This is a genomic window from Variovorax sp. TBS-050B, from assembly GCF_029893635.1.
Lineage (GTDB): Bacteria > Pseudomonadota > Gammaproteobacteria > Burkholderiales > Burkholderiaceae_C > Variovorax.
The window spans coordinates 2,003,254-2,024,429 of sequence record NZ_JARXYR010000002.1 but is presented as its reverse complement, the minus strand read 5'-3'; the positions used below and the strand labels follow the sequence as shown (position 1 = coordinate 2,024,429).

Annotated in this window: 24 protein-coding genes; 9 read left to right on the top strand and 15 right to left on the bottom strand. The window is 69.4% G+C overall.

Annotation, left to right across the window (positions count from 1 at the left end; translation table 11 throughout):
* Positions 1-9: 9 nt before the first annotated feature.
* The 8 genes from M2165_RS12505 to trpE form a co-directional block, all read right to left on the bottom strand.
* Positions 10-729 (bottom strand): uracil-DNA glycosylase, encoded by a 720-nt coding sequence (locus M2165_RS12505; RefSeq protein ID WP_280814949.1) that lies wholly within the window; start codon positions 727-729, stop codon positions 10-12.
* The gene (trpC, locus tag M2165_RS12500; RefSeq protein WP_280814948.1) at positions 726-1,526 is read right to left on the bottom strand and encodes an indole-3-glycerol phosphate synthase TrpC; all 801 of its coding nucleotides are present in this window, start codon (positions 1,524-1,526) and stop codon (positions 726-728) included. The genes M2165_RS12505 and trpC overlap by 4 nt, the downstream gene beginning before the upstream one ends.
* 32 nt (positions 1,527-1,558) lie before the next feature.
* On the bottom strand, positions 1,559-2,581 hold the full coding sequence (gene trpD / locus M2165_RS12495) for an anthranilate phosphoribosyltransferase (protein WP_280814947.1): 1,023 nt from the start codon (positions 2,579-2,581) through the stop codon (positions 1,559-1,561).
* Between the two features lie 22 nt (positions 2,582-2,603).
* Positions 2,604-3,260, bottom strand: coding sequence for a LysE family translocator (locus M2165_RS12490; RefSeq protein ID WP_280814946.1), 657 nt, complete (start codon positions 3,258-3,260; stop codon positions 2,604-2,606).
* A gap of 15 nt (positions 3,261-3,275) precedes the next feature.
* Positions 3,276-4,337: a low-specificity L-threonine aldolase gene (gene ltaE / locus M2165_RS12485; protein WP_280814945.1), complete on the bottom strand. Its 1,062-nt coding sequence runs from the start codon at positions 4,335-4,337 to the stop codon at positions 3,276-3,278.
* A gap of 13 nt (positions 4,338-4,350) precedes the next feature.
* Entirely contained in the window at positions 4,351-4,935 is a 585-nt protein-coding gene (locus M2165_RS12480) for an aminodeoxychorismate/anthranilate synthase component II (RefSeq protein ID WP_280814944.1), read from the bottom strand.
* 106 nt (positions 4,936-5,041) lie between these two features.
* Positions 5,042-5,494 carry a GxxExxY protein gene (locus M2165_RS12475; RefSeq protein WP_280814943.1) on the bottom strand — a complete coding sequence of 151 codons (453 nt, stop codon included), beginning with the start codon at positions 5,492-5,494 and terminating at the stop codon, positions 5,042-5,044.
* Positions 5,491-6,993 carry an anthranilate synthase component I gene (trpE, locus tag M2165_RS12470; RefSeq protein WP_280817527.1) on the bottom strand — a complete coding sequence of 501 codons (1,503 nt, stop codon included), beginning with the start codon at positions 6,991-6,993 and terminating at the stop codon, positions 5,491-5,493. Before trpE ends, M2165_RS12475 begins: the two co-directional genes overlap by 4 nt.
* Before the next feature lie 336 nt (positions 6,994-7,329).
* Here trpE and M2165_RS12465 point away from each other — a divergent pair, with 336 nt between their 5' ends.
* Positions 7,330-7,932, top strand: coding sequence for a chalcone isomerase family protein (locus M2165_RS12465; protein ID WP_280814942.1), 603 nt, complete (start codon positions 7,330-7,332; stop codon positions 7,930-7,932).
* Between the two features lie 21 nt (positions 7,933-7,953).
* Here the strand turns inward: M2165_RS12465 and gph are convergent, their stop codons facing one another.
* The 3 genes from gph to M2165_RS12450 form a co-directional block, all read right to left on the bottom strand.
* Positions 7,954-8,682: a phosphoglycolate phosphatase gene (gene gph / locus M2165_RS12460; RefSeq protein WP_280814941.1), complete on the bottom strand. Its 729-nt coding sequence runs from the start codon at positions 8,680-8,682 to the stop codon at positions 7,954-7,956.
* A 46-nt stretch (positions 8,683-8,728) separates the two neighbouring features.
* The gene (locus M2165_RS12455) at positions 8,729-10,390 is read right to left on the bottom strand and encodes an alkaline phosphatase D family protein (RefSeq protein WP_280814940.1); all 1,662 of its coding nucleotides are present in this window, start codon (positions 10,388-10,390) and stop codon (positions 8,729-8,731) included.
* A 303-nt stretch (positions 10,391-10,693) separates the two neighbouring features.
* Complete coding sequence (locus M2165_RS12450; RefSeq protein ID WP_280814939.1) at positions 10,694-11,176, bottom strand: PA2169 family four-helix-bundle protein; 483 nt, start codon at positions 11,174-11,176, stop codon at positions 10,694-10,696.
* 643 nt (positions 11,177-11,819) lie between these two features.
* Here M2165_RS12450 and M2165_RS12445 point away from each other — a divergent pair.
* Entirely contained in the window at positions 11,820-12,182 is a 363-nt protein-coding gene (locus tag M2165_RS12445; RefSeq protein WP_280814938.1) for a translation initiation factor IF-2, read from the top strand.
* Between the two features lie 21 nt (positions 12,183-12,203).
* The gene (locus M2165_RS12440) at positions 12,204-12,434 is read left to right on the top strand and encodes a hypothetical protein (RefSeq protein ID WP_280814937.1); all 231 of its coding nucleotides are present in this window, start codon (positions 12,204-12,206) and stop codon (positions 12,432-12,434) included.
* Positions 12,435-12,456: 22 nt separating this feature from the next.
* Here M2165_RS12440 and M2165_RS12435 read toward each other — a convergent pair whose 3' ends face one another.
* Together M2165_RS12435 and M2165_RS12430 are read right to left on the bottom strand one after the other, a co-directional pair.
* Positions 12,457-12,897 carry a hypothetical protein gene (locus M2165_RS12435; protein WP_280814936.1) on the bottom strand — a complete coding sequence of 147 codons (441 nt, stop codon included), beginning with the start codon at positions 12,895-12,897 and terminating at the stop codon, positions 12,457-12,459.
* 42 nt (positions 12,898-12,939) lie between these two features.
* Positions 12,940-13,275: a hypothetical protein gene (locus tag M2165_RS12430; protein WP_280814935.1), complete on the bottom strand. Its 336-nt coding sequence runs from the start codon at positions 13,273-13,275 to the stop codon at positions 12,940-12,942.
* Between the two features lie 204 nt (positions 13,276-13,479).
* Between M2165_RS12430 and M2165_RS12425 the strand changes: the two genes are divergently transcribed.
* Positions 13,480-13,935 (top strand): beta/gamma crystallin domain-containing protein, encoded by a 456-nt coding sequence (locus tag M2165_RS12425; RefSeq protein WP_280814934.1) that lies wholly within the window; start codon positions 13,480-13,482, stop codon positions 13,933-13,935.
* A gap of 42 nt (positions 13,936-13,977) precedes the next feature.
* Here M2165_RS12425 and M2165_RS12420 read toward each other — a convergent pair whose 3' ends face one another.
* Positions 13,978-14,661, bottom strand: a complete 684-nt coding sequence (locus M2165_RS12420; RefSeq protein ID WP_280814933.1) for a response regulator transcription factor — start codon at positions 14,659-14,661, stop codon at positions 13,978-13,980.
* A gap of 239 nt (positions 14,662-14,900) precedes the next feature.
* Between M2165_RS12420 and M2165_RS12415 the strand changes: the two genes are divergently transcribed.
* Positions 14,901-16,220, top strand: coding sequence for a DotU family type IV/VI secretion system protein (locus tag M2165_RS12415; protein WP_280814932.1), 1,320 nt, complete (start codon positions 14,901-14,903; stop codon positions 16,218-16,220).
* Positions 16,221-16,251: 31 nt separating this feature from the next.
* Positions 16,252-17,376 carry a type VI secretion system protein gene (locus tag M2165_RS12410; RefSeq protein WP_280814931.1) on the top strand — a complete coding sequence of 375 codons (1,125 nt, stop codon included), beginning with the start codon at positions 16,252-16,254 and terminating at the stop codon, positions 17,374-17,376.
* Between the two features lie 19 nt (positions 17,377-17,395).
* On the opposite strand, the gene tssJ is transcribed toward M2165_RS12410, so the two are convergent.
* Positions 17,396-17,908 carry a type VI secretion system lipoprotein TssJ gene (gene tssJ, locus M2165_RS12405; protein ID WP_280814930.1) on the bottom strand — a complete coding sequence of 171 codons (513 nt, stop codon included), beginning with the start codon at positions 17,906-17,908 and terminating at the stop codon, positions 17,396-17,398.
* A 72-nt stretch (positions 17,909-17,980) separates the two neighbouring features.
* Between tssJ and tssA the strand changes: the two genes are divergently transcribed.
* From tssA to tssC, 3 genes are all read left to right on the top strand, one after another.
* Positions 17,981-19,024: a type VI secretion system protein TssA gene (tssA, locus tag M2165_RS12400; RefSeq protein WP_280814929.1), complete on the top strand. Its 1,044-nt coding sequence runs from the start codon at positions 17,981-17,983 to the stop codon at positions 19,022-19,024.
* A gap of 79 nt (positions 19,025-19,103) precedes the next feature.
* The gene (gene tssB / locus M2165_RS12395; RefSeq protein ID WP_280814928.1) at positions 19,104-19,622 is read left to right on the top strand and encodes a type VI secretion system contractile sheath small subunit; all 519 of its coding nucleotides are present in this window, start codon (positions 19,104-19,106) and stop codon (positions 19,620-19,622) included.
* A gap of 54 nt (positions 19,623-19,676) precedes the next feature.
* Positions 19,677-21,170: a type VI secretion system contractile sheath large subunit gene (gene tssC, locus M2165_RS12390; RefSeq protein ID WP_280814927.1), complete on the top strand. Its 1,494-nt coding sequence runs from the start codon at positions 19,677-19,679 to the stop codon at positions 21,168-21,170.
* Positions 21,171-21,176 lie beyond the last annotated feature (6 nt).

The window sequence follows — 21,176 nt, the reverse complement described above, 5'->3', positions numbered from 1 at the left end:
CGCCCGGCATTATCCCCGAATTTCGCCCTCTTCCTGATGGGCGAGCCGCCAGGCGCGCGCTTCGCCGAAATGACCACATCCGATGAAGGGAACGGGCGGGCGCAGCGCCGAAAGCGGCGAGGGATGGTTCGACATCAGCACCTTATGGCGCCCAACGTCGATCAACGCGCGCTTACTCTGCGCATGCGAGCCCCAGAGCATGAAAACAACGGGTCTGGGACCGTCCGACACATGGCGGATCACTGCGTCCGTCAGCACCTCCCAGCCGCGGCCGGAATGGCTGGCCGGCTGCGCTTCCTCGACCGTGAGGCAGGTGTTGAGCAGCAGCACGCCGTGCGTGGCCCATTTCACGAGGCTGCCGCCGGGATCGGGAAACGGCGGCGGCGGCGTGCCGAGGTCGCGCTGGAGTTCCTTGAAGATGTTGCGCAGCGACGGCGGCAGCGCCACGCCGGGCGCCACCGAGAAGGCGAGCCCTTCGGCTTGGCCGCGGCCGTGGTACGGGTCCTGCCCGAGGATCACCACGCGCACTTCTTCGGGCGGCGTGAGTTCGAGCGCGCGCAGCGGTTGCGGCGGAAAGATCACGGCCCCGGCGTCGAGCCGCTCACGCAGGAAGCTGCGCAGCTTCTGCCCCACGATGCCGGCGAAGAAGCCGTCCACCAGCGGCTGCCAGCCCGGCGCCACGGGCCAGTCGGCAGGATCGCTGCTCGACAGCTGGTCGGGCCGGTTCATCGGAACAGCGTGGCGAGCGCCTCGCCGGGTTCCTTGGCGCGCATGAAGGCCTCGCCGACGAGAAAGGCGTGCACGCCCGCGGCGCGCAGCGTTGCCACGTCCTCGCGCGTGGCGATGCCCGATTCGGTCACGGCCAGCCGATCGGCCGGCAGCTTCGGCAGCAGGTCGATGGTCGACTGGATCGAGACCTCGAAATTGCGCAGGTTGCGGTTGTTCACGCCGACCAGCGGCGTCTTGAGCCGGAGCGCGCGCTCGAGCTCGGCCGCGTCGTGCACCTCGACCAGCACGGCCATGCCGAGCCCGCGCGCGATGGCCTCGAAATCGGCCATCTGCGCATCGTCGAGGCAGGCCGCGATCAGCAGGATCGCGTCGGCGCCGATCGCGCGCGATTCGTACACTTGGTACGCGTCGACGATGAAATCCTTGCGCAGCACCGGCAGGTCGCACGAGGCGCGGGCCTGCTTCAGGTAGTCGATGCCGCCCTGGAAGAACTGCCGGTCGGTCAGCACCGACAGGCAGGCCGCGCTGACCGTGCCGTCGCCTTCGGCGTAGCTCTGGGCGATATCGGCGGGGATGAAATCCTCCCGCAGCACGCCCTTGCTCGGGCTGGCCTTCTTGACTTCGGCGATTACGGCGGCGTGGCCGGCGGCGATCTTGGCGCGCAGCGCACCTTCGAAGTCGCGCGTCAGCACGCGACTTTCGGCGTCGAAGCGCACCGCTTCGATCGGGCTTCGCTTCTTCGCCGCGGCCACTTCCTGGTGCTTGACCGCGACGATCTTGTCGAGGATGTCGGACATGTTCTGTGCTTTCTCCGTTGCTGCTGCAGGGGTCAGACGGTGGCAGAGATGCGGACCAGCTCGTCGAGCTTGGCGCGCGCCGCGCCGGACGCCACGGCCGCGCGCGCCCGTTCGATGCCCGCCGCCATCGAATCGGCCACGCCGGCCGCGTACAGTGCCGCGCCGGCGTTGAGCAGCACGATGTCGAGCGCGGGCCCGGCCTGGTTCTCGAGCACGCCGATCAGCATGGCCTTCGACTGCTCGGGCGTCTCCACGCGCAGCGCGCGGTTGCTCGACATCTGGAAGCCGAAGTCTTCCGGATGCAGCTCGTACTCGCGGATCTCGCCGTCCTTGAGCTCGCCCACCATCGTGGCGGCACCGAGCGAGATTTCGTCCATGCCGTCGCGGCCGTACACCACCACCGCATGCTCGGTGCCCAGGCGCTGCAGCGCGCGCACCTGGATGCCCACGAGGTCGGGATGGAACACGCCCATCAGGATGTTCGGCGCGCCCGCCGGATTGGTCAGCGGTCCGAGGATGTTGAAGATCGTCTTGATGCCGAGCTCCTTGCGCACCGGCGCGACGTTCTTCATGGCCGGGTGATGGTTGGGCGCGAACATGAAGCCGATGCCGCAGGCCTCGATCGAGCGCGCGATCTGCTCGGGCTTGAGGTTGATGTTGACGCCGAGCGACTCCAGCACGTCGGCGCTGCCCGACTTGCTCGACACGCTGCGCCCGCCGTGCTTGCTGACCTTGGCGCCGGCCGCGGCCGCGACGAACATCGAGCAGGTCGAGATGTTGAAGGTGTGCGAGCCGTCGCCGCCGGTGCCGACGATGTCGACCAGATGCGTGAGGTCCTTGACCGGCACCTTGGTCGAGACCTCGCGCATGACCTGCGCGGCCGCGGTGATCTCGCCGATGGTTTCCTTCTTCACGCGCAGGCCCGTGATCAGCGCCGCCATCATCACCGGCGAGCATTCGCCGCTCATGATGAGCCGCACGATGTGCAGCATCTCGTCGTGGAACACCTCGCGGTGCTCGATGGTGCGCTGGAGCGCTTCCTGGGGGGTGATCATGGTGACTCTCCTCGGTGGTTTTTCAGTGGCGGCCCGGCGCGTCGGTGAATGCGAGCCTGAGGCCGAAGCCGATGAACAGCACGCCCGCGGTGCGGTCGAGCCAGTGCATGCCCTTTCGCACCGCGCCGCGGCGCGCCATCCAGCCCGCGGCGGCGGCCCAGCCCATCACCACGGGGGCCGAGTTGAAGATGAACAGCACGCCGAGCAGCGCGAAGTACAGGCTCTTGTGCTCGGCATCGGGCGCGATGAACTGCGGCACGAAGGCCAGGAAGAACAGCGCGACCTTCGGGTTCAGCACATTGGTCCAGAAGCCGCCGAGGAAGATCTGGCGCAGGCTGCGCTCCGCGGCGCCTTCGGCCGCGGCCGCGAGGCCCATGTCGGCGGACGGCTGCGCGCGCGACAGCAGCATGCGCAGGCCGATGTAGACCAGGTAGGCCGCACCCGCGTACTTGAGCACCGTGAAGGCCGCCGCCGAGGTGGCGAGCAGCGTGCCCACGCCCACCGCCGCCGCGAACACGTGCACGAAGCAGCCCGAGAGAATGCCCAGCCCGCCGACGATGCCGGCGCGCACGCCCGCACGCAGCGAGTTCGTCACGATGTAGAGCACGTCGGGGCCCGGCGTGAGGTTCAGCAGCCAGCCGGCGGCGATGAAGGCCAGCAGATGCGGCAGGTCGGGCATGGGCGGCGCTCCCGTTCAGTGCTGGAGAAAGAAGGCGCGGATCGCGGCGATGGCGCGGTCGACGCCGGGCGCATCGACGTCGAGATGCGTCACGAAGCGCAGCCGGTAGAGGCCGGTCGCGAGGATGCCCTGCCGGTTCAGGCTCTGGAGCAGCTCGGCCGAGCGCGCCTTGGCCGCGCCTTCGAGGTCGACGAACACGATGTTGGTGTGCGGCGCCTCGACCGTGAGCCCCTCGATGCCTTCGAGCCCCGCGGCCAGGCGCCGCGCGAGCGCATGGTCGTCGGCGAGGCGATCGACGTGATGGTCGAGCGCATGCGCGGCCGCCGCGGCGAGCAGGCCCGCCTGACGCATGCCACCGCCGGCCATCTTGCGGATGCGGTGCGCCCGCGCGATGAACTCGCGCGAGCCGAGCAGCGCCGAGCCGACCGGCGCACCCAGGCCCTTGCTGAAGCAGACCGAGACGCTGTCGAAGCACTGCGCGATGCGGCGCGCCTCGGCCCGCACGTCGCCGCCGCCGGCAGCCGCCGCCTGTGCGGTGGCCGCATTGAAAAGCCGCGCGCCGTCGAGGTGCCGCTGCAGCCCCCTGCGCTTCGCGAGCTCGGTCGCCGCCTGCACGTAGTGGAAGGGCAGCAGCTTGCCGCCGAGCGTGTTCTCGAGCGCGAGCAGGCGGGTGCGCGCGAAGTGGGCGTCGTCGGGCTTGATGGCGGCCTCGATCTGCGCGAGCGGCAGCGTGCCGTCGGACGCATGGTCGAGCGGCTGCGGCTGAACGCTGCCGAACACCGCCGCGCCGCCGCCTTCCCAGCGGTAGCAGTGCGCCTGCTGGCCGACGATGTACTCGTCGCCGCGACCGCAATGCGCGAGGATCGCGCAGAGGTTGCTCTGCGTGCCCGTGGGCACGAACAGCGCCGCCTCGAAGCCGAGCAGCGCGGCGATCTTCTCCTGCAGCGCATTGACGGTCGGATCGGTGCCGAACACGTCGTCGCCGAGCGGGGCGGCCATCATGGCCTCGCGCATCGCGGACGTGGGTTGCGTGACGGTGTCGCTGCGCAGGTCGACGATGGCGGTGCGGTCGGTCATGGGCGTCGGTCGTTCAGTTCAGGAAGTTCCGGAGCATCGCATGGCCATGCTCGGTGAGTATCGATTCGGGATGGAACTGCACGCCTTCGATGCGCACGTCGTGCGCGAAGCCGGTGTGCCGCACGCCCATGATCTCGCCGTCGTCGGTCCACGCGGTGATCGCCAGCGCCTCGGGGCAGCTCTCGCGCTCGATCGACAGCGAGTGGTAGCGGTTGACCACGAACTTCTCGGGCAGCCCCGCGAACACGCCTTCCTGCGTGGTCGTGATCTCGCTGGTCTTGCCGTGCATCAGCTGCTGCGCGCGCACGATCCTGCCGCCGAAGGCCGCGCCGATCGCCTGATGCCCCAGGCACACGCCGAGGATCGGCAGCTTGCCGGCAAAGGCCTCGATGGCCGCCACCGACACGCCCGCTTCCGCGGGCGAGCACGGTCCCGGCGAGACCACGAGCCGCGTGACGCCCGAGGCGATCAGCTCGCCGATCTGCGCGACGGTGATCTCGTCGTTGCGATGCACCTGCACGTCGGCGCCCAGTTCACCGAAGTACTGGACGATGTTGTAGGTGAAGCTGTCGTAGTTGTCGATCATCAGGAGCTTCATTTCGAACCTTTCGAAAACGGACTTCCGGACGCAGAGGACGCGAAGGTTTCGCGAAGGACGCGAAAGGAATACAGGAAGGACTGAAAGGGAAACGCGGGCGAGGCACTCATAGCTTGTTCACCATTCTCTGGATGCCCTTGACGACGGGGAAGGCATGGAAGTTGATCAACAGGCCGAGCTTCAGGCCCGAAAGGCGCAGGTAGGAGAGCAGTTGGGCACGGTGCAGGTCGGCCACTGCGTCGATCGCCTTGAGCTCCAGGATCACGGAGCCCTCGACCACGAAGTCGGCCCGATAGGCAATGCCCACGTTGCGGCCTTTGTAGAACGCGGAGACCGGCACCTCGCGCTCGAAGCGCAGCTCCCGCTCGTTCAGCTCGACGGCCAGCGCTGCCGCATAGGCACTCTCGAGCAGGCCGACGCCGAGCACCCGCTGCACTTCCACCGCCGCGCCGATGATGTCGTGCGAGAAGTCGTCTTCAAAATTTTTGTCTTCCTTTTGCGTCCTTCGCGAATCCTTCGCGTCCTCTGCGTCCGGAAGCCCGTATTCAGCAGCACTCATTCCAATCCCTCCTCCACCAGCTCCGCCGCCCGCAGCAGCGCGCGCGCCTTGGCTTCGGTTTCCTTCCATTCCAGTTCGGGCACCGAATCGGCCACCACCCCCGCCGCCGCCTGCACGTGCAGCATCTGGTCCTTCACGATGCCGGTGCGGATCGCGATGGCGACGTCCATGTCGCCGGCGTAGCTGATGTAGCCGCAGGCGCCGCCGTAGAGGCCGCGCTTGGTGGGTTCGAGCTGGTCGATGAGTTCCATCGCATGCACCTTGGGCGCGCCGGTCAGGGTGCCGGCCGGGAAGGTGGCCTTGAGCACGTCGATCGCGGTCATGCCGTCCTTCAGCGTGCCTTCGACGTTGCTCACGATGTGCATCACGTGGCTGTAGCGCTCGACCGCGAAGGCTTCGGTCACCTTGACCGTGCCGGTCTTCGCGATGCGGCCGATGTCGTTGCGCGCGAGGTCGATCAGCATCACGTGCTCGGCGCGTTCCTTCGGGTCGTTGATGAGTTCTTCCTCGGCGGCCTTGTCGAGCTCGAGCGAGGCGCCGCGCGGTCGCGTGCCCGCGAGCGGCCGGATGGTGATCTTCTGTTCGCCGTCGCCGGTGTTCTCCTGCCGCACCAGGATCTCGGGCGAGGCACCGACCACGTGGAAGTCGCCGAGGTCGTAGTAGTACATGTAGGGCGACGGGTTCAGCGAGCGCAGCGCGCGGTACAGCGACAGCGGCGACTCGGTGTAGCGCTTGCTGATGCGCTGGCCCACCTGCACCTGCATGAAGTCGCCCGCGGCGATCATCTCCTTCGCGCGCTCCACGGCCGCGAGGTAGTCGGCCTTGGCGAAGCTGCGCTCCGGCGGATGCGGCTGCGTGGGCTTCACGATCGGCGCGCTGACGGAGTACTTGAGCTTCTCCTTCAGTTCGCGCAGGCGGCGCTTGGCGGCGGCATAGGCCTCGGGCTGCTTCGGATCGGCATAGACGATCAGGTAGAGCTTGCCCGAGAGGTTGTCGATGACGGCGAGTTCCTCGCACTGCAGCAGCAGGATGTCGGGGCAGCCCAGGGCGTCGGGCGGGCAGCTCTTCTCGAGCTTGCGCTCGATGTGGCGCACGGTGTCGTAGCCGAAGTAGCCTGCGAGCCCGCCGCAGAAGCGCGGCAGCCCCGGGCGCAGCGCCACCTTGAAGCGCTGCTGGTACTGCGCGATGAAGTCCAGCGGATTGCCCGCGGCGGTCTCGACCACGCGGCCGTCGGTCACGACCTCGGTCACGGCATCGGCGCCGAAGCCGCTGGCGCGCAGCAGGGTGCGCGCGGGCAGGCCGATGAAGCTGTAGCGCCCGAAGCGCTCGCCCCCGACCACGGATTCGAGCAGGAAGCTGTGCTTGCCGCCGCCCTGCGCGTGGGCGAGTTTCAGATACAGGGACAGCGGGGTCTCGAGGTCGGCAAAGGCCTCGGCCATCAGCGGAATGCGGTTGTAGCCCTGGGCGCTGAGGCTCTTGAATTCAAGTTCGGTGATCACGGGTGCGTTCTCCAGTTGCCTGCGGCGCGTCTTGGCGGCCGGGGGCAAGGTCATTCACGGGATGGTCCGGCGACATGGGGGCATGCCGGAACCGCGGGCGCACGGCGTGCGCCGTGCCAATCAAACAGGCAGCGATGTATGGCGACGCCAGGGCCAGGCTCCCCGGCTGCCTTCACCTGTTTGATGGATGTGATGAACGAACATGGAAGGCGGAGTTTAGCCCACGAAAAAGACAGCTGGCATCGAAGGCCCGGCTTTTCAGGGTTCGCCCGGACCCGGCATATAGAACGAATAGATACATTCGAACGATCGTTCGCAAATTCCAAGGAGGCTCGCTTGTCCGCTCTTTCCTGCATCCTGTTCTTCCGCCCGGCCCTGCTCGCCTGCGCAGCGGCCGCCGCCATCGGCGCCTCCGCCGCGCAGGTCGAGGTGGCGGGCGTGAAGCTCGACGACGCACTCGAACTGCGCGGCAGCGCGCTGCGCCTCAACGGCGCGGGCGTGCGCTACAAGGCGGTCTTCAAGGTGTACACGGCCGGGCTCTACCTGGGCAAGAAGGCGGCCACGCCCGAGGAGGTGCTGGCGGCGCCCGGCCCCAAGCGCATGGCCATCACGATGCTGCGCGACATCGATGCGAACGAGCTCGGCAAGCTGTTCACCAAGGGCGTGGAAGAGAACTCGCCCAAGGCCGAGATGGTCAACCTGATCCCGGGCCTGCTGCGCATGGGCCAGATGTTCGCCGACCAGAAGCAGCTCAAGGCGGGCGACACCTTCACCATCGACTGGCTGCCCGGCACGGGCACGCTGATCACGGTGCGCGGCGTGCCGCAGCCCGATCCGGTCAAGGAGCCGGCCTTCTACAACGCGCTGCTGCGCATCTGGCTCGGCCCGGCGCCGGCCGACTGGAAGCTCAAGGACGCGCTGCTCGGCCGGCAGCCGTAGCCGTCTTCCCTTCCGTCTTCGTCAGCCGGGCGCGGCGCCGAGTTCGGCCAGCGAATCGACGAAGCCGTCCGCATCCACCGCGCGGATCGGCTCGCCATGGTTGTAGCCGTAGGTCACGAGCACCACGGGGCAGCCCGCGGCGCGTGCGGCCCTGGCGTCGTTGCTCGAATCGCCGATCATCAGCGTGCGTTCCGGCGCGGTGCCGAGCGCCTCGCAGGCGCGCCGCAGCGGCAGCGGATCGGGCTTCTTGCGCTCGAAGGCATCGCCGCCGAAGGCGAAGTCGAAGAAGCCCTCGAGCCCCTTCGCGGCCAGCAGCGGCCTGGCGAACGCGCCGGGCTTGTTCGTGAGGCATGCGAGGCGCAGGCCCCGCGCCCGCAGCGCGGCCAGCCCTTCGAGCACGCCCGGGTAGAGCGCCGAATGCTGGCCGTTGATCGCGAGGTAGTGGTGCTGGTAGCGGTCCCAGGCGCGATCGAACAGCGCCTGCGCGCGCGCCTGCAGCGCGTCGGCGCCCTCGTGCGCGAACGCGCTCGCCGGCGAGGCCAGCACATGCGCGAGCGCCGAAAGGATCAGGTGCTCCGAGCCCTTGCCGACCATGCGCTCGATGGCCGCCGATGGAATCGGCGGCAGCGAGAGATCGCCGAGCATCTGGTTGAGCGACACGGCGAAGTCGCCGAGCGTGTCGACCATCGTCCCGTCGAGGTCGACGATGGCCGCGTCGAAGCGGGAGAGGTCGAGGCGAGGAGCGTTCAAGAGGAGCCAGCAGAGTTCAGAAATCGGGCTCTACTTTATCCACCCCTCAGGCGGCCAGCACCTGCAGGTTGCCGCTGCCCGGCAGCGCGCGCAGCGTGGCGGCCGTTCTCGCCGAATAGTCACGGCTCAGCACCGTGCTGACCTCGACGTACTCGCAGCGCGCCTCGCCCGGCGTCAGGGTCAGCACGGCATACCCGCGCTTGCTGGTCTGGGCGTAGCGCAGGTCGTCGATCATGCGCAGGAAGGCGTCGGGCAGCAGGTCGGCGGCGATCAGCGGCAAGGCCCGCTCGAAGCCGGGCGACGATACCGACGAGGTTCCGAATTCCACGCCCACCCGCTGCCCCGACGCATCGGTCAGGTTGCCGGCCCAGGCGTTGTGCGTGTCGCCTGCGAGCGAGACCAGGTTCTTGCCCTGGTTTCGCGCCATGGCGAGCACGGTGTCGCGCGCGGCCGGGTAGCCGTCCCATGCGTCCAGGTTGTAGGGCACCTTCTGCTGGGCGAGCAGGGCGCGCTGGCTGTCGCTGCGGGAAGCCTCCGGCAGCGCCTGCGCGGCCACGTAGGCGGCCAGCGTCTCGGCGTTGAAGTCGTTGGCAATGCTCAGCGGGATGGTCATGCGCATCATGAGCACCTGCTGGCCCAGCACCTGCCAGGTCGCGGCCGAGGCGGCCATGCGCGCGGAGAGCCAGTCCACCTGCGGCTGGCCCAGCAGCTGGCGCGTGGGCGCGGCCGCTTCGCCGGCCAGGTATTGGTCGAGCGTGAGCTGCCGCTCGCGGCCGACGAGCCGCGTGTCGAGCATGTGCAGGGAAGCCAGCGTGCCGAAGTCGAACGAGCGATAGATCAGCAGCGGGTTGGCCGCGTCAGGCAGGCGCGTGGGCAGCCATTCGTTATAGGCCTGCACGGCAGCCGCGCGCCGTGCCGCAAAGCTGCCCTCGCTCGCTTCGTCGTGGTTGGCCGCGCCGCCCGACCATGCGTTGTCGGCCAGGTCGTGGTCGTCCCACACGGCGATCATGGGAAAGCGCGCATGCAGGGCGCGCAGGTCGCCGTCGGTGCGGTATTGCGCGTGGCGCTGGCGGTAGTCCGCCAGCGTCAGGATCTCATGGTCGGGGGTCGATTCGCGGTCGATGGCAATGGCGAGCTGCGAGGCATAGCCCACGCGGCCGTACTCGTAGATGTAGTCGCCCAGATGCAGCACCACGTCGATGTCGGTGCGCTTGGCGATGTCGGCATAGACGTTGAAGTAGCCGCTGGGAAAGTTGGAGCACGACACCACCGCCAGCCGCGCCTGCGAGACGCCGCCCACCGGCAGCGTGCGGGTGCGGCCGATGGGCGAACTCTCGTCGCCCACCAGGAAGCGATAGAAGTAGGTGCTGGCCGGCTGGAGCCCGGTGGCGTCCACCTTGACCGTGTAGTCGCGCTCCGGGCCGGTGCTCACCGTGCCGCGGCCGACGATGACGCCGAAACGCTCGTCGCTCGCCACTTGCCATTCGACGTTGAGGGTGCCCGGCGCAGGCGCCGTCACGCGGGTCCAGAGGATCACCCGGTCCGACAAGGGGTCGCCGCTCGCGACGCCATGCTTGAACAGAGGTCCGGTGCTCTCGGGCGGAATGCCGCCGCCTCCGCCGATCCCTCCGCCGCCGCCCCCGCCTCCACCACCGCCTCCGCAGGCCGTCAGGCTGACCCCGCTGGCCGAGAACATCGCGAACAGCACCGCGCTGCGTATCAGCGCGCGTCGCGTGGTGCCGGTCAGGGTTTGACTGGGGATCCGTGGCGCCGCCGTCGTCGGCGGTCTGGCTTGCCTCGTCGTTCTTCTTGTCGTTGTCGCTGCGCATGGCTGTCTCCTGATCCGCCGAAGGCGAGACGCACCGCACGCCTCAATCCCTTTCGACGTCGGCGCCATTGAAGTTGGAGACTTTGGTTTTCAGCGTAGGTTTGTACCTATGCGCGCGTCAGCCGGCAGCTAACGAAAGAGCGATGCCGGGCGCCCATTCCGCGGGCCGCCCGGCTTGCTTGCTTACTTGCTGGCGCGCAGTTCGTCGCGCAGGCGCCTGATCTCGTCGTGGTTGCGCTGGGCACCGTCGGCCTGCTGCTGGATCAGCGCGCGCACGTCGGCGGGCAGGTCTTCCTTCAGCGCCTTGCGGTAGCGCGCCACCGCCGCGTCTTCGCCGCGCTCGCATTCCTCGAGCATCGACAGCGCGCTGTCGGCGCCGAGCGTGCCCTTCACGTGCACCCAGCCGCGGTGCATGGCGCCGCTCACCGAGCCGCCGTCATCGGGCGAGCCGCCGAAGCGACGGATGAGCTGCACCAGCTCGCCCGCGGCGCGCGCGCATTCGGCCGAGCGGTTCTGGAAGACCTGCTTGAGCTGCGGCGACTCGACCTCTTCGGCGCAGGCGCGGAAGCCGTACTCGCCATCGCGCGCGTTCTCGAGCAGGTCGTTCAGCACCTCGACGACATCCTCGGCGTTCGCGGTGTCGGCGGTGTTCGTGTAGTTGGCCATGTCAAAGACTCCTTCGTGTGCCTCGGGGTCCGAGGCGGGTTGGAAAAGAAAAAATTCACCGGTTCATCACGCATGGTGGGTGCGCCGATCGGTGACCGTGTCGGCATCGCCTGACGTCGGCTGTAAGCCTTCTTCGGGCTGCCGCGCCCGGGCGGCTCATTCCTCGCGCACCGGCTTTTCGGGCAGGCCGCGCTGGCTGTAGGGCGAGCTGCCGTGGTTGTCGGTTTCGCCCACGCCGGCGTCGCCGGGACGTGGCGCGGCTTCTTGCGATCGGTGATCGCGGGGCCGTCGTTCGGACCCACGGGTTCGCCGTTTTCTGCCGCCGTCTTCGCTTCGCGCTTCATGCTGCGCTGCGCGGGCATCGGCTGGCCATAGGTGGCGGCGGTCTTCGCCTGCGGATCGTCCGCCGGGCTGCGCGCCGGCGGGTTGGAGGGACTGTTCACGCGGGACTCCTTCGTGCTTCGAAACACCCACCGTGCACGCGCTGAAAAAACCCGGACGTAGGAAAGCGGCGCGTCTTCGGCGCCCATCCGCGCAGGCAGGCGCGCACCGTCGCGGGAATGCTGTTCCTGCCTACAAGCGCGCGCCGCGCATGCGCGAGAAAGAAGGCTGCAGAGCATTCTTCTTTTTCCGAGGACTCCCCATGCCCCAAGATTTCATGCGCTCCCATGCCCGCCGACTCATCCATGGCGGCCTCGCGGCAGCGGCTTCCCTGATCGCGCTGGCCGCAGCAGCCCAGCCCGCGGGCAATCCCAAGGGCACCGTGACGCCGCCCGGCAGCGACGCACAGAAGGCGCCGGCCACCCGGCCGGCGGAGAGACCCTCGGGCACGATGGACCAGGGCCCGCTCGGTGCGGACAAGGGACCGGCCAGCGCGCGAACGCAGACCTCGCGGCCGCCCTCGGCGGGCACCCCCGGCGGCCTCGCGCCCTCGCGCGACGGCGACCCCGCCCAGCAGCAGCGCGACGACGGCAGCAAGCGCCATGCACGCCCCGCGCCCCAGTAACAGGCGCCAGGAACGCACGCCATGACATCCACCCCTACGCAGATGGACGCCCGCATCGTGGGCCCGGTCGAGTTCCGCGCCGGCGACGGGCCGCAGCTGAAGATTCCCGAAGGCGACTGCCAGGCGATGATGGCCGACGACAGCGTGGTCCTGACGTGGACCGAGGACGGCCAGTCGCTGACCGCCGCCATTCCGAAGATCGAGTTCGACCGCTACCTGCAGAGCGGCGCGATCGTGCTGGGCCGGCCCTGAGGCGGCGCGCCGCGCGGGACCGTCATTCCTCGCGCAGGCTCGCGCGCGCATCGAGCGCATGCGCGTACGTGGCCGCTTCCTCGGGCGTCATCGCGCCTTCGAGCTCGGCCAGTTCGAGCCGCTCGAAGTCGTACGAGATCCACTCGAACAGATGCGACTTCGGCATGTCCTCGAGCGTGTCGCTGTCGCTCCACGACTGCAGCCGCGCGGGCGCGCTCTCGAGCAGCATGCGCAGGTAGAGCGCGCGTCCCACCTTGAGCTGCGCGATCTGGCGCGGATCGTCGATGCGCAGGCGCAGCTCGGCGAGCGCCTGCTCGCAACGCAGCACGCGGTGGTCCGCCTCGCTGCTGCCTTCCGCTGCCGGATTCGCCCGCGCATTCCAGACGCGCTGGAACTCGCGCGCGATGCGTGCGTGGGCGAGCTGCTGGAGGCTCTGGAGAACGCAATCGAGATGGGTCGGCATGGCGTGTTTCCGTCTCGGGCCCGGTTTTCTCGCCACCCGGCCTCAGTCGCGGTCGGCTTCGGCGTCCTCGGGGTCGCCCTCGTCGCTGTCGGCCAGCGCGTCCACGATGCCCATGCTGTCGGGCAGGATGTCCGCGTCGGGCTGCGTGGGCGGCGCGTCGGCGGAGGCGCGTTCGCCGGTGCCGGCGGCATCGGTGCTGCTGTCGTGCGCGATCGGGATCGCGCCCTCCGCCGCATCGTCGGGAATGGCGCTGCGTTCATGCGCGGTGCGCACGTCGCTCCCGCTGTCGCTGCTGTCGCTCGGTCCCAGGCTGTCGACGTCGGTACCCGCGGGTTCCACCGGCGGCCGTTCGCCGCCCAGGATGCTGCTCGTGGCCATGGCTTCCTTCATTCCGTTGTTCGTTGCAGAAGGCTTCAGGCTGCGCACTCGCCACCGGGCCCTGCGTAGGAATTGCGCGCATACGGGCAGCAGTCATTCACGGAGATTCCGCGTGCGGCGCAGGCGGAGCGAACCGCGATGCGGCGACGGCCGCATGGGCGCTCTTCCTACGCGCCGGCCGGGGCCGACCGCTAGCCTGTGCGCATGAAGAACCACTACCGCTATCTCCTGCTCGCCGGCGCGCTCGCGCTGGGCGCCTGCGCCAACACCAACACCTCGACGGCGCCGGGCGGCGGCGCGGCGGCCTCGGCCGACAACCGCCCCGATCCGACGATCCTGCTGGTGCCCGTGCGCATCGAGGACCCGGCGCTGGCCTCGGGCTGCTGGGCGCAGTTCTACACCGGGCGCAACTTCCAGGGCGACATGCTCACGCTGGTCGGCCCGGCCGAAGTGCAGAGCATGGACCGCGGCACGGCGCGCCAGCTCAAGCGCGACGTCGACAGCGTGAGCGTCGGCCCGCGCGCGCGGCTGCAGGTGTTCGAGCACGCGATGTTCCGCGACCGCACGGTGGAATTTCCGGCCAACAGCCGCGAAGGCGGCCTGATGCGCAAGCTCGGCTTCGGCGGACGCATCGAGGCGATGAAGCTCAGCTGCTCCTGAGCATCGGACCGGCGACGGCGCGCGGCCCGGTGGCCGCTGCCGTCAGGCCTGCGCCTCGGTCAGCGCCTGCGCGGCCACGACCGCCTCGGTGCGGTTGCGCACATTGAGCGCGCGGAAGATCGCCGCGAGGTGGATCTTGACCGTGCCTTCGCTGATGCCCAGGCTGCGGCCGATGAGCTTGTTGGGCTTGCCCTGCGAGAGCAGCTGCAGCACTTCGACCTGCCGCTCGGTCAGCACGCTGCGCAGGTGTTCGAGCGTCTGCGAGGGCGGCGTTGCCGCCGCGCGCGGCTCGCCCGTGGGGCCCGGTGCCACGCCGGCCACGATGCCGGGCGGCAGCGCGGTGAGCATCATCGGCGGCACGTAGACGCCGCCCGCGAGCACCAGCCGCACGGCCGAGAGCATCACCTCGGGCGAATAGGCCTTGGGAATGAAGCCGAGCACGCCGCGTTCGAGCGCGCTGCGCATGATCGCGGGGTCTTCGTAGCCCGAGAGCACGATCACGGGCACCGCCGGATGGCGGCGCCGGATCTCGTCGATGTGGGCCTGGCCGTCGGCGCCGGGCATGTTGAGGTCGATCAGGGCCAGGTCGAGCTCGTCGGTCGCGCCCGCCAGCAGTTCGTCGACGCTCATCGCCAGCACGAACTCGATGCCGGGCTCCAGCTCCGACAACTTGGCTTTGACCGCCTCGATGACGAGCCGGTGGTCGTCGGCGATCAGGATTTTCATGGCATGTCCCAGCGTGGGTTGAATTCAGCGGATGCCGAAGATACCGGCGAATGCCGCGCGCAGCAAGGCCGCCCCGCCCCACGAACGGCATAGACCCCAAGCGGTATGGCGCCGGCCGCGGCGCGTTTGGAAGAATGGGCGCTCACTCGAAGGGGCCGGGGACATGGGCATGTGCCAACGCAGCAGAGACCGGTGCAGGGCATCCTTCGCACTGCGGGCGCGTTGAGCGGGCGCGGTCCATGGCCCGGTTGCTCGACTGCTTCTCCGCCTTCGTTTCCTTCGGCCTCGCCCTCGACGCATCGATCGCCGCCGGCCGCGCCGAACCGTCGCGCGGCAGCGCACGGCAGGAGGCCCACCGGCTGCTCGATGCGGCACGCGCCTGCGCGGCGGACAAGCCGCAGGCGCAGATCGAATCCGCGGCCTTCGCGATGGTGGCGTGGATCGACGAGATCCTCGCGCGCCATCCCGCCGGCATGGGCGCGGTGCCGCTCCAGGTGGAACTCTTCAACTCCAACAACGCGGCCAGCGAGTTCTTCCACCACCTCTCGGCACTCGGGCCGAATGACGACGAACTGCGCGAGGTCTACTGGCATGCGATGGTGCTCGGCTTCAAGGGCCAGTACTACTTCGAGAGCGGGGACCAGGGCGAGCTCGGCAAGCTCAAGGAGCTGCATGGCCGCCAGCTGCGGCTGCGTCCGCTGGCGCTCGGCAGCCTGGCGCAGGACCGCATCACGCCGCAGCCCTACGGCGTGCCGGACCCGCCCGGCCCGCACGACACGCGCGGCCGCGACCGTGCGCTGCTGCGCGCCAGCGGCGCGCTCGCGCTGCTGCTGCCGCTGGCCTACCTGCTGTGGTGGATGTGGCTTCCCGGCCCGAGCGTGCGCGAGCCCGGGCTCGGCCACCGCATCGAGCAGCACCTGCAGGGCTATGCCTGCGCCGACCTGGCCGCCGCCGCGGACCGCGACGGCCGCGTGCGCGTGAGCGGCTTCGTCTCGCTGCCGGCAGACCTGGCGCGCATCGAAAGCGAGGTGGCGGCCATGCCCGGGGTGCAGTCGGCCAGCTTCGACGTCGCGCTGCGCGCGTGGCCGCACTGCGAGGTGTTCGCGATCCTCAAGCCCTACCAGCAGCGCAACCGCGACAAGGCCTACGCGCTCGACGTGCAGTCGCCCACCGCGCACGATGCGCGGCTGCGCGAAGGCGACAGCGTGCGCGTGGAAGTGACCGCGCCCGGCCACGACAGCTATGTATGGGTGGACTACTACACCGCCGACGGCGCCGTGATGCACCTGAACGCCGGCCGCGCGCCGACGCGGCTGCGCGCGGGCGAGCGGCTGGAGCTGGGCCGCGACATCCCGTCGAGCTGGCTCGTGGGCCCGCCCTTCGGCAGCGTGCTCGTCACCGTGCTCTCGTCGCCCCTGCCCTTTCCCGAGACCGCTGACCGGCCGCCGTTCGAACTGGCATCGGCCTACCTGCTGCGCCTGCGCGAAGCGCTCGCGGCCAACCGCGGCGGCGAGCGGCTGATCGCGGACTTCGTCGCGCTCGAAACCGTCGCGCGCTGAACCGCCACCCACGCCGAGCCCTGCCGATCCCATGAGCGCACTGTCCCCCGTCCACCTCTTCTGGCTGCTGCTCGCGCTGTGCCTGGCCGGCTTCGCGCTGCTCTACGCCACGGTGCGCGATGCCGGCCGCGGGGCGCGCAGACGTGCGCTGCGGCGGCGCATCGCGGCGCTCGGCCCGCCCGCGGCCGACGACGACGAAGCCGCCGTCGACATGCTCCGGGAGACCATGGCGCAGGCGCGCCAGGCGCTGCGGCAGCCGCCGCGGCCGCGCGATGCGACAGTGCCTTGGTTCCTGTTCTTCGGCGACGCGGCCGCCAACCTGCCCGGCCTGCTGTCCGCCGCGCGGGCCGACGCCGTGGCGCCGCCTGCGGCCGGCGCCGCCCTCGGCGTGCCCTACTGGCGCTGGTGGCTCGGCCGTTCGATGGTGGCCATCGAACTCCATCCCACCGCCGTCGGCGAAACGGCCGGCACGCCGCACGCGCGCATGCTGTGGCTGCATGCGCTGCTCGCGCTCGCGGAGCGCCGCGAACGCGTGCCGCTCCACGGGCTGGTGGTGTGCCTCGCCGCCGGCGAGCTGCCGCAGCAGGCCGGCGGCGCGGGCGCGAAGCCGCTGCACGCGGCAAGGCTCCGGCGGCTGCTCGACGAGGCGAGCGACACGCTGCGCCTGCAGCTGCCCGTCTACCTCGTCGTGACCGGGCTCGAGCAGCTGCCCGGCTATGCCACGCTGCGCCGCGCGCTGCCGCCCGAGGTGCTGGCCCAGGCCATCGGCCACCGCATGCGCGAGCCGCTTGCCGCGGGTGAATCGGCCGCCGCGCGGCTCGATGCGGTGTTCGACCCGCTCGCGCAGCAATTGCGCGCGCTGCGCATGGCGCTGCTGCGCGAACAGCCCGGTCCCTCGGGACGGCTGGCGGTGCATGAATTCATCGAAGCGGTGCGCGCGCTGCAGGCGCCGCTGCGCCACGTGGCCGAAGCGCTGTTCGCGTCGCAGGGACGCGGTGCGCGGCCGCCGCGCTGGCGCGGCCTCTACTTCACGGCGGCCGCATCGGAGCGCGCCGGGGCCGCCTTCGCGAACGACCTGTTCGAGCGCTTCCTGCCCGCCGACCAGCCGCTCGCGCGGCCCGGGCGCGCATCGTCGTCACCGAACCCGGCCCCTTGAAGAAGAATCGCCGGTCGGCCTACTTGCCGTCGATGCGGATCTGGCGCGCGCCGAAGTTCACGGTCAGCGTCTGCGCCTTGCCGGGCTGCACCGCACGCACTTCGCGCCAGCGCGCACGGTCGAGGTCGCGGAAGGCCGCCATCACGCCGATGGCCTTGGCATCGGCGGGCAGCGTGAGCTCGAGCTTCCGGCTTTCGCCGGGGCGCAGCAGCATCTCCTCGCGCTGCACGAGCTCGGCGCCGAGCGTGGCCTGGTCCTTCTCGAACAGCGAGAAGAAGTCCGCGCCCTCGAACGGGCCGGGCGACTTCAGCGCATAGACGCGCACCGTGAGCGGCGAGGCACGGCCGCGCGCATCGGGGTTGGCATCGGCACCGGCCATGAGCGTGATCGACACCGGCGTGACCACGGGCTTGCTCGCGCAACCGGCCATCAGCACCCCGGCACACGCAAGGCCGCAGGCCAGCGCGAAGCGCCGCGAACCTGCAGCAGGAGAGCGTCCATAGGACGAATGGCGTGTACCGAGCGTGCGCATGCTATTCCCTTCGTTGCATTGACCGGTTTTGGAGGCATCTTTGATTATCACCAGCCAACTCGAACAGGCAACATGCTGACCAACGAACTTGTCGAAGCCCTGCTCACGCCCATCGGCGAGGCATCGCCGTGCGGCGACGATCTCGAATACGACGCGGCCTTCACCGCGCTCGCGGCGGCATCGCAGGGCAAGCCCGAGCAGCAGTTCGGCGACACCGTGATTCCCGCGGTGGAGCCGGAGTGGCGCGAAGTGGCCGAACAGGCCGACGCGATCCTGCGCCGCAGCAAGGACGTGCGCGCCGCCGTGCTGCTGCTGCGCGCCGCGACGCGGCAGCAGGGCGTGCCCGGCTTCGCCGCGGGGCTCCAGTTGCTGATCGGCCTGCTCGACCGCTTCTGGGACGGCATACATCCAATGCTCGATGCCGACGACGACAACGACCCCACCATGCGCCTCAACGCGCTGGCACCGCTCGCCGACGAGGCCATGGTGCTGCGCGACCTGTACGACGCGCAGGTCGGCGTGGCGCCCGGCGTCGGCCCGATCCGCGTGCGCGACGTCGCGATCGCGAGCAACGCGCTGACCGCCGTCGGCGGCGAGCCCACCTACTCGATGTCGCAGATCCAGGGCGGCCTGGAAGCGATCCAGGCCGAGCGGCCCGAACTGCTGCAGGCCGCCATGGGCACGCCCGCGCTGGTCGACCAGCTGCAGGCGCTGCTGGTCGAGCGCACCGGCCGCGGCGACGCGATCGATCTGAGTGCATTGCGCGGCATCGCACGCATGCTGCAGAAGGCATGCAGCTTCGCGACCGGCACGCCCGACGCAGCGGCCGATGCGGACGACGCCGCCGCCGCTGGCGATGCAGCGGCGCAGGCCGCGGGCGGCGCGCCGCGCGCAGGCGCGATGCGCGGCGAGATCCAGAGCCGGCAGGACGCACTGCAGATGCTCGACCGCGTGATCCGCTACCTCGAGCAGACCGAGCCCGGCAACCCCGCGCCGCTCCTGATCGAGCGCGCCAAGAAGCTCATCGGCGTGAGCTTCCTCGAGATCATGGCCAACCTCGCGCCCAACGCGCTGGACACCATCGAGACCGTGACCGGCAAGCGCGCGTCCGAGTAGGCCCTTCCGTCGTTCCCGTTCCGTTCCTTTTCTTTCGTTTCACCGACCCGCCCCTCCCACATCCGCAAGGAGCATCTCCATGGCCAAGAGCAGTCAGAAATTCATTGCCAGAAACCGCGCGCCCCGCGTGCAGATCGAGTACGACGTCGAACTCTACGGCGCCGAGAAGAAGATCCAGCTGCCCTTCGTGATGGGCGTGCTGGCGGATCTTTCCGGCAAGCCGGCCGATCCGCTCGCACCCGTGGCGGACCGCAAGTTCCTCGAGTTCGACGTCGACAACTTCGACTCGCGCATGAAGGCCATGAAGCCGCGCGCAGCCTTCGCGGTCGAGAACTCGCTCACCGGCGAGGGCGAACTCAAGGTCGAGCTGACCTTCGAGAACATGGAGGATTTCTCGCCCGCCGCGGTGGCCCGGAAGATCGGCGCGCTGAACAAGCTGCTCGAGGCGCGCACCCAGCTGTCGAACCTCGTCACCTACATGGACGGCAAGAACGGCGCCGAGGAACTGCTGGCCAAGGTGCTGGAGGACCCCGCGCTGCTGCAGTCGCTCGCGGCCACCAAGAAGCCCGACGACGCCGCCGCGCCGCCGGCCGCCTGAGCCTTGTCCCGACATTCCGCCTTCCACATTCCGGTTCACGAGGAGTAACCCACCATGGCCGAAGCACTCGAACAGAGCGCGTTGAAAGACGTCGCATATGCCGGCAGCGACTTTTCGTCGCTGCTGCAGAAGGAATTCAAGCCGCGCAGCGACGAAGCCAAGAGCGCGGTCGAAGCCGCCGTGCTCACGCTGGCCCAGCAGGCGCTGGCCAACACCACCGTCATCGGCAAGGACGTGACGAAGTCGATCCAGGCCATGATCGCCGCGATCGACGCCAAGCTCACCGAGCAGGTCAACAAGGTCATCCACCATCCCGAGTTCCAGAAGCTCGAGAGCGCATGGCGCGGCCTGCACTACATGGTGAACAACACCGAGACCGACGAGCACCTGAAGATCCGCGTGATGGACATCTCCAAGCAGGAGCTGGCCAAGACGCTGAAGAAGTTCAAGGGCGCGGCCTGGGACCAGAGCCCGATGTTCAAGAAGATCTACGAGCAGGAGTACGGCCAGTTCGGCGGCGAGCCCTTCGGCGCGATCGTGGGCGACTACCACTTCGACCAGAGCCCGCCCGACGTCGAGCTGCTCGGCGAGATGGCGAAGATCGCCGCCTCGGCGCACGCGCCCTTCATCACCGGCGCGAGCCCGAACCTGATGCAGATGGAGTCGTGGCAGGAACTCGCCAACCCGCGCGACCTGACCAAGATCTTCCAGACGCCCGAGTACGCCGGCTGGCGCACGCTGCGCGAATCGGACGACTCGAAGTACCTGGGCCTTTGCATGCCGCGCTTCCTGGCGCGCACGCCCTACGGTGCCAACACCAACCCGGTGGAGGAGTTCGACTTCGAGGAAGACGTGGCCGGCGCCGACCACAGCAAGTACGCCTGGGCCAATGCCGCCTATGCAATGGCCACCAACATCAACCGCTCCTACAAGCTCTACGGCTGGGGCTCGCGCATCCGCGGCATCGAGTCGGGCGGCGCGGTCGAGAACCTGCCGCTGCACACCTTCCCGAGCGACGACGGCGGCGTGGACCAGAAGTGCCCGACCGAGATCGCCATCAGCGACCGGCGCGAAGCCGAGCTCTCGAAGGCCGGCCTGCTCTCGCTGATCCACCGCAAGAACTCGGACTTCGCGGCCTTCATCGGCGCCCAGTCGCTGCACAAGCCCGCCGAGTACGACGATCCCGACGCCACCGCCAACGCCAACCTGGCCGCGCGCCTGCCCTACCTGTTCGCCTGCAACCGCTTCGCGCACTACCTCAAGTGCATCGTGCGCGACAAGGTCGGCAGCTTCAAGGAGAAGAGCGACATGGAGCGCTGGCTCAACAAATGGATCATGAACTACGTCGACGGCGACCCGGTCAACTCCTCCGAGGAGACCAAGGCGCGCAAGCCGCTCGCGGCCGCCGAGGTGGTGGTGGAAGAGGTCGAGGGCAACCCCGGCTACTACAGCTCCAAGTTCTTCCTGCGCCCGCACTACCAGCTCGAAGGCCTCACGGTCTCGCTGCGGCTGGTCTCCAAGCTGCCCTCGGCCAAGGGCGGCAAATAAGAAATG

Coding starts and splice junctions, on each gene's coding strand:
- M2165_RS12505 (WP_280814949.1), bottom strand. CDS start 729: ATGAACCGGCCCGACCAGCTGTCGAGCAGCGATCCTGCCGACTGGCCC.
- trpC (WP_280814948.1), bottom strand. CDS start 1,526: ATGTCCGACATCCTCGACAAGATCGTCGCGGTCAAGCACCAGGAAGTG.
- trpD (WP_280814947.1), bottom strand. CDS start 2,581: ATGATCACCCCCCAGGAAGCGCTCCAGCGCACCATCGAGCACCGCGAG.
- M2165_RS12490 (WP_280814946.1), bottom strand. CDS start 3,260: ATGCCCGACCTGCCGCATCTGCTGGCCTTCATCGCCGCCGGCTGGCTG.
- ltaE (WP_280814945.1), bottom strand. CDS start 4,337: ATGACCGACCGCACCGCCATCGTCGACCTGCGCAGCGACACCGTCACG.
- M2165_RS12480 (WP_280814944.1), bottom strand. CDS start 4,935: ATGAAGCTCCTGATGATCGACAACTACGACAGCTTCACCTACAACATC.
- M2165_RS12475 (WP_280814943.1), bottom strand. CDS start 5,494: ATGAGTGCTGCTGAATACGGGCTTCCGGACGCAGAGGACGCGAAGGAT.
- M2165_RS12450 (WP_280814939.1), bottom strand. CDS start 11,176: ATGGCCAACTACACGAACACCGCCGACACCGCGAACGCCGAGGATGTC.
- M2165_RS12445 (WP_280814938.1), top strand. CDS start 11,820: ATGCCCCAAGATTTCATGCGCTCCCATGCCCGCCGACTCATCCATGGC.
- M2165_RS12440 (WP_280814937.1), top strand. CDS start 12,204: ATGACATCCACCCCTACGCAGATGGACGCCCGCATCGTGGGCCCGGTC.
- M2165_RS12435 (WP_280814936.1), bottom strand. CDS start 12,897: ATGCCGACCCATCTCGATTGCGTTCTCCAGAGCCTCCAGCAGCTCGCC.
- M2165_RS12430 (WP_280814935.1), bottom strand. CDS start 13,275: ATGGCCACGAGCAGCATCCTGGGCGGCGAACGGCCGCCGGTGGAACCC.
- M2165_RS12425 (WP_280814934.1), top strand. CDS start 13,480: ATGAAGAACCACTACCGCTATCTCCTGCTCGCCGGCGCGCTCGCGCTG.
- M2165_RS12420 (WP_280814933.1), bottom strand. CDS start 14,661: ATGAAAATCCTGATCGCCGACGACCACCGGCTCGTCATCGAGGCGGTC.
- M2165_RS12415 (WP_280814932.1), top strand. CDS start 14,901: ATGGCCCGGTTGCTCGACTGCTTCTCCGCCTTCGTTTCCTTCGGCCTC.
- M2165_RS12410 (WP_280814931.1), top strand. CDS start 16,252: ATGAGCGCACTGTCCCCCGTCCACCTCTTCTGGCTGCTGCTCGCGCTG.
- tssJ (WP_280814930.1), bottom strand. CDS start 17,908: ATGCGCACGCTCGGTACACGCCATTCGTCCTATGGACGCTCTCCTGCT.
- tssA (WP_280814929.1), top strand. CDS start 17,981: ATGCTGACCAACGAACTTGTCGAAGCCCTGCTCACGCCCATCGGCGAG.
- tssB (WP_280814928.1), top strand. CDS start 19,104: ATGGCCAAGAGCAGTCAGAAATTCATTGCCAGAAACCGCGCGCCCCGC.
- tssC (WP_280814927.1), top strand. CDS start 19,677: ATGGCCGAAGCACTCGAACAGAGCGCGTTGAAAGACGTCGCATATGCC.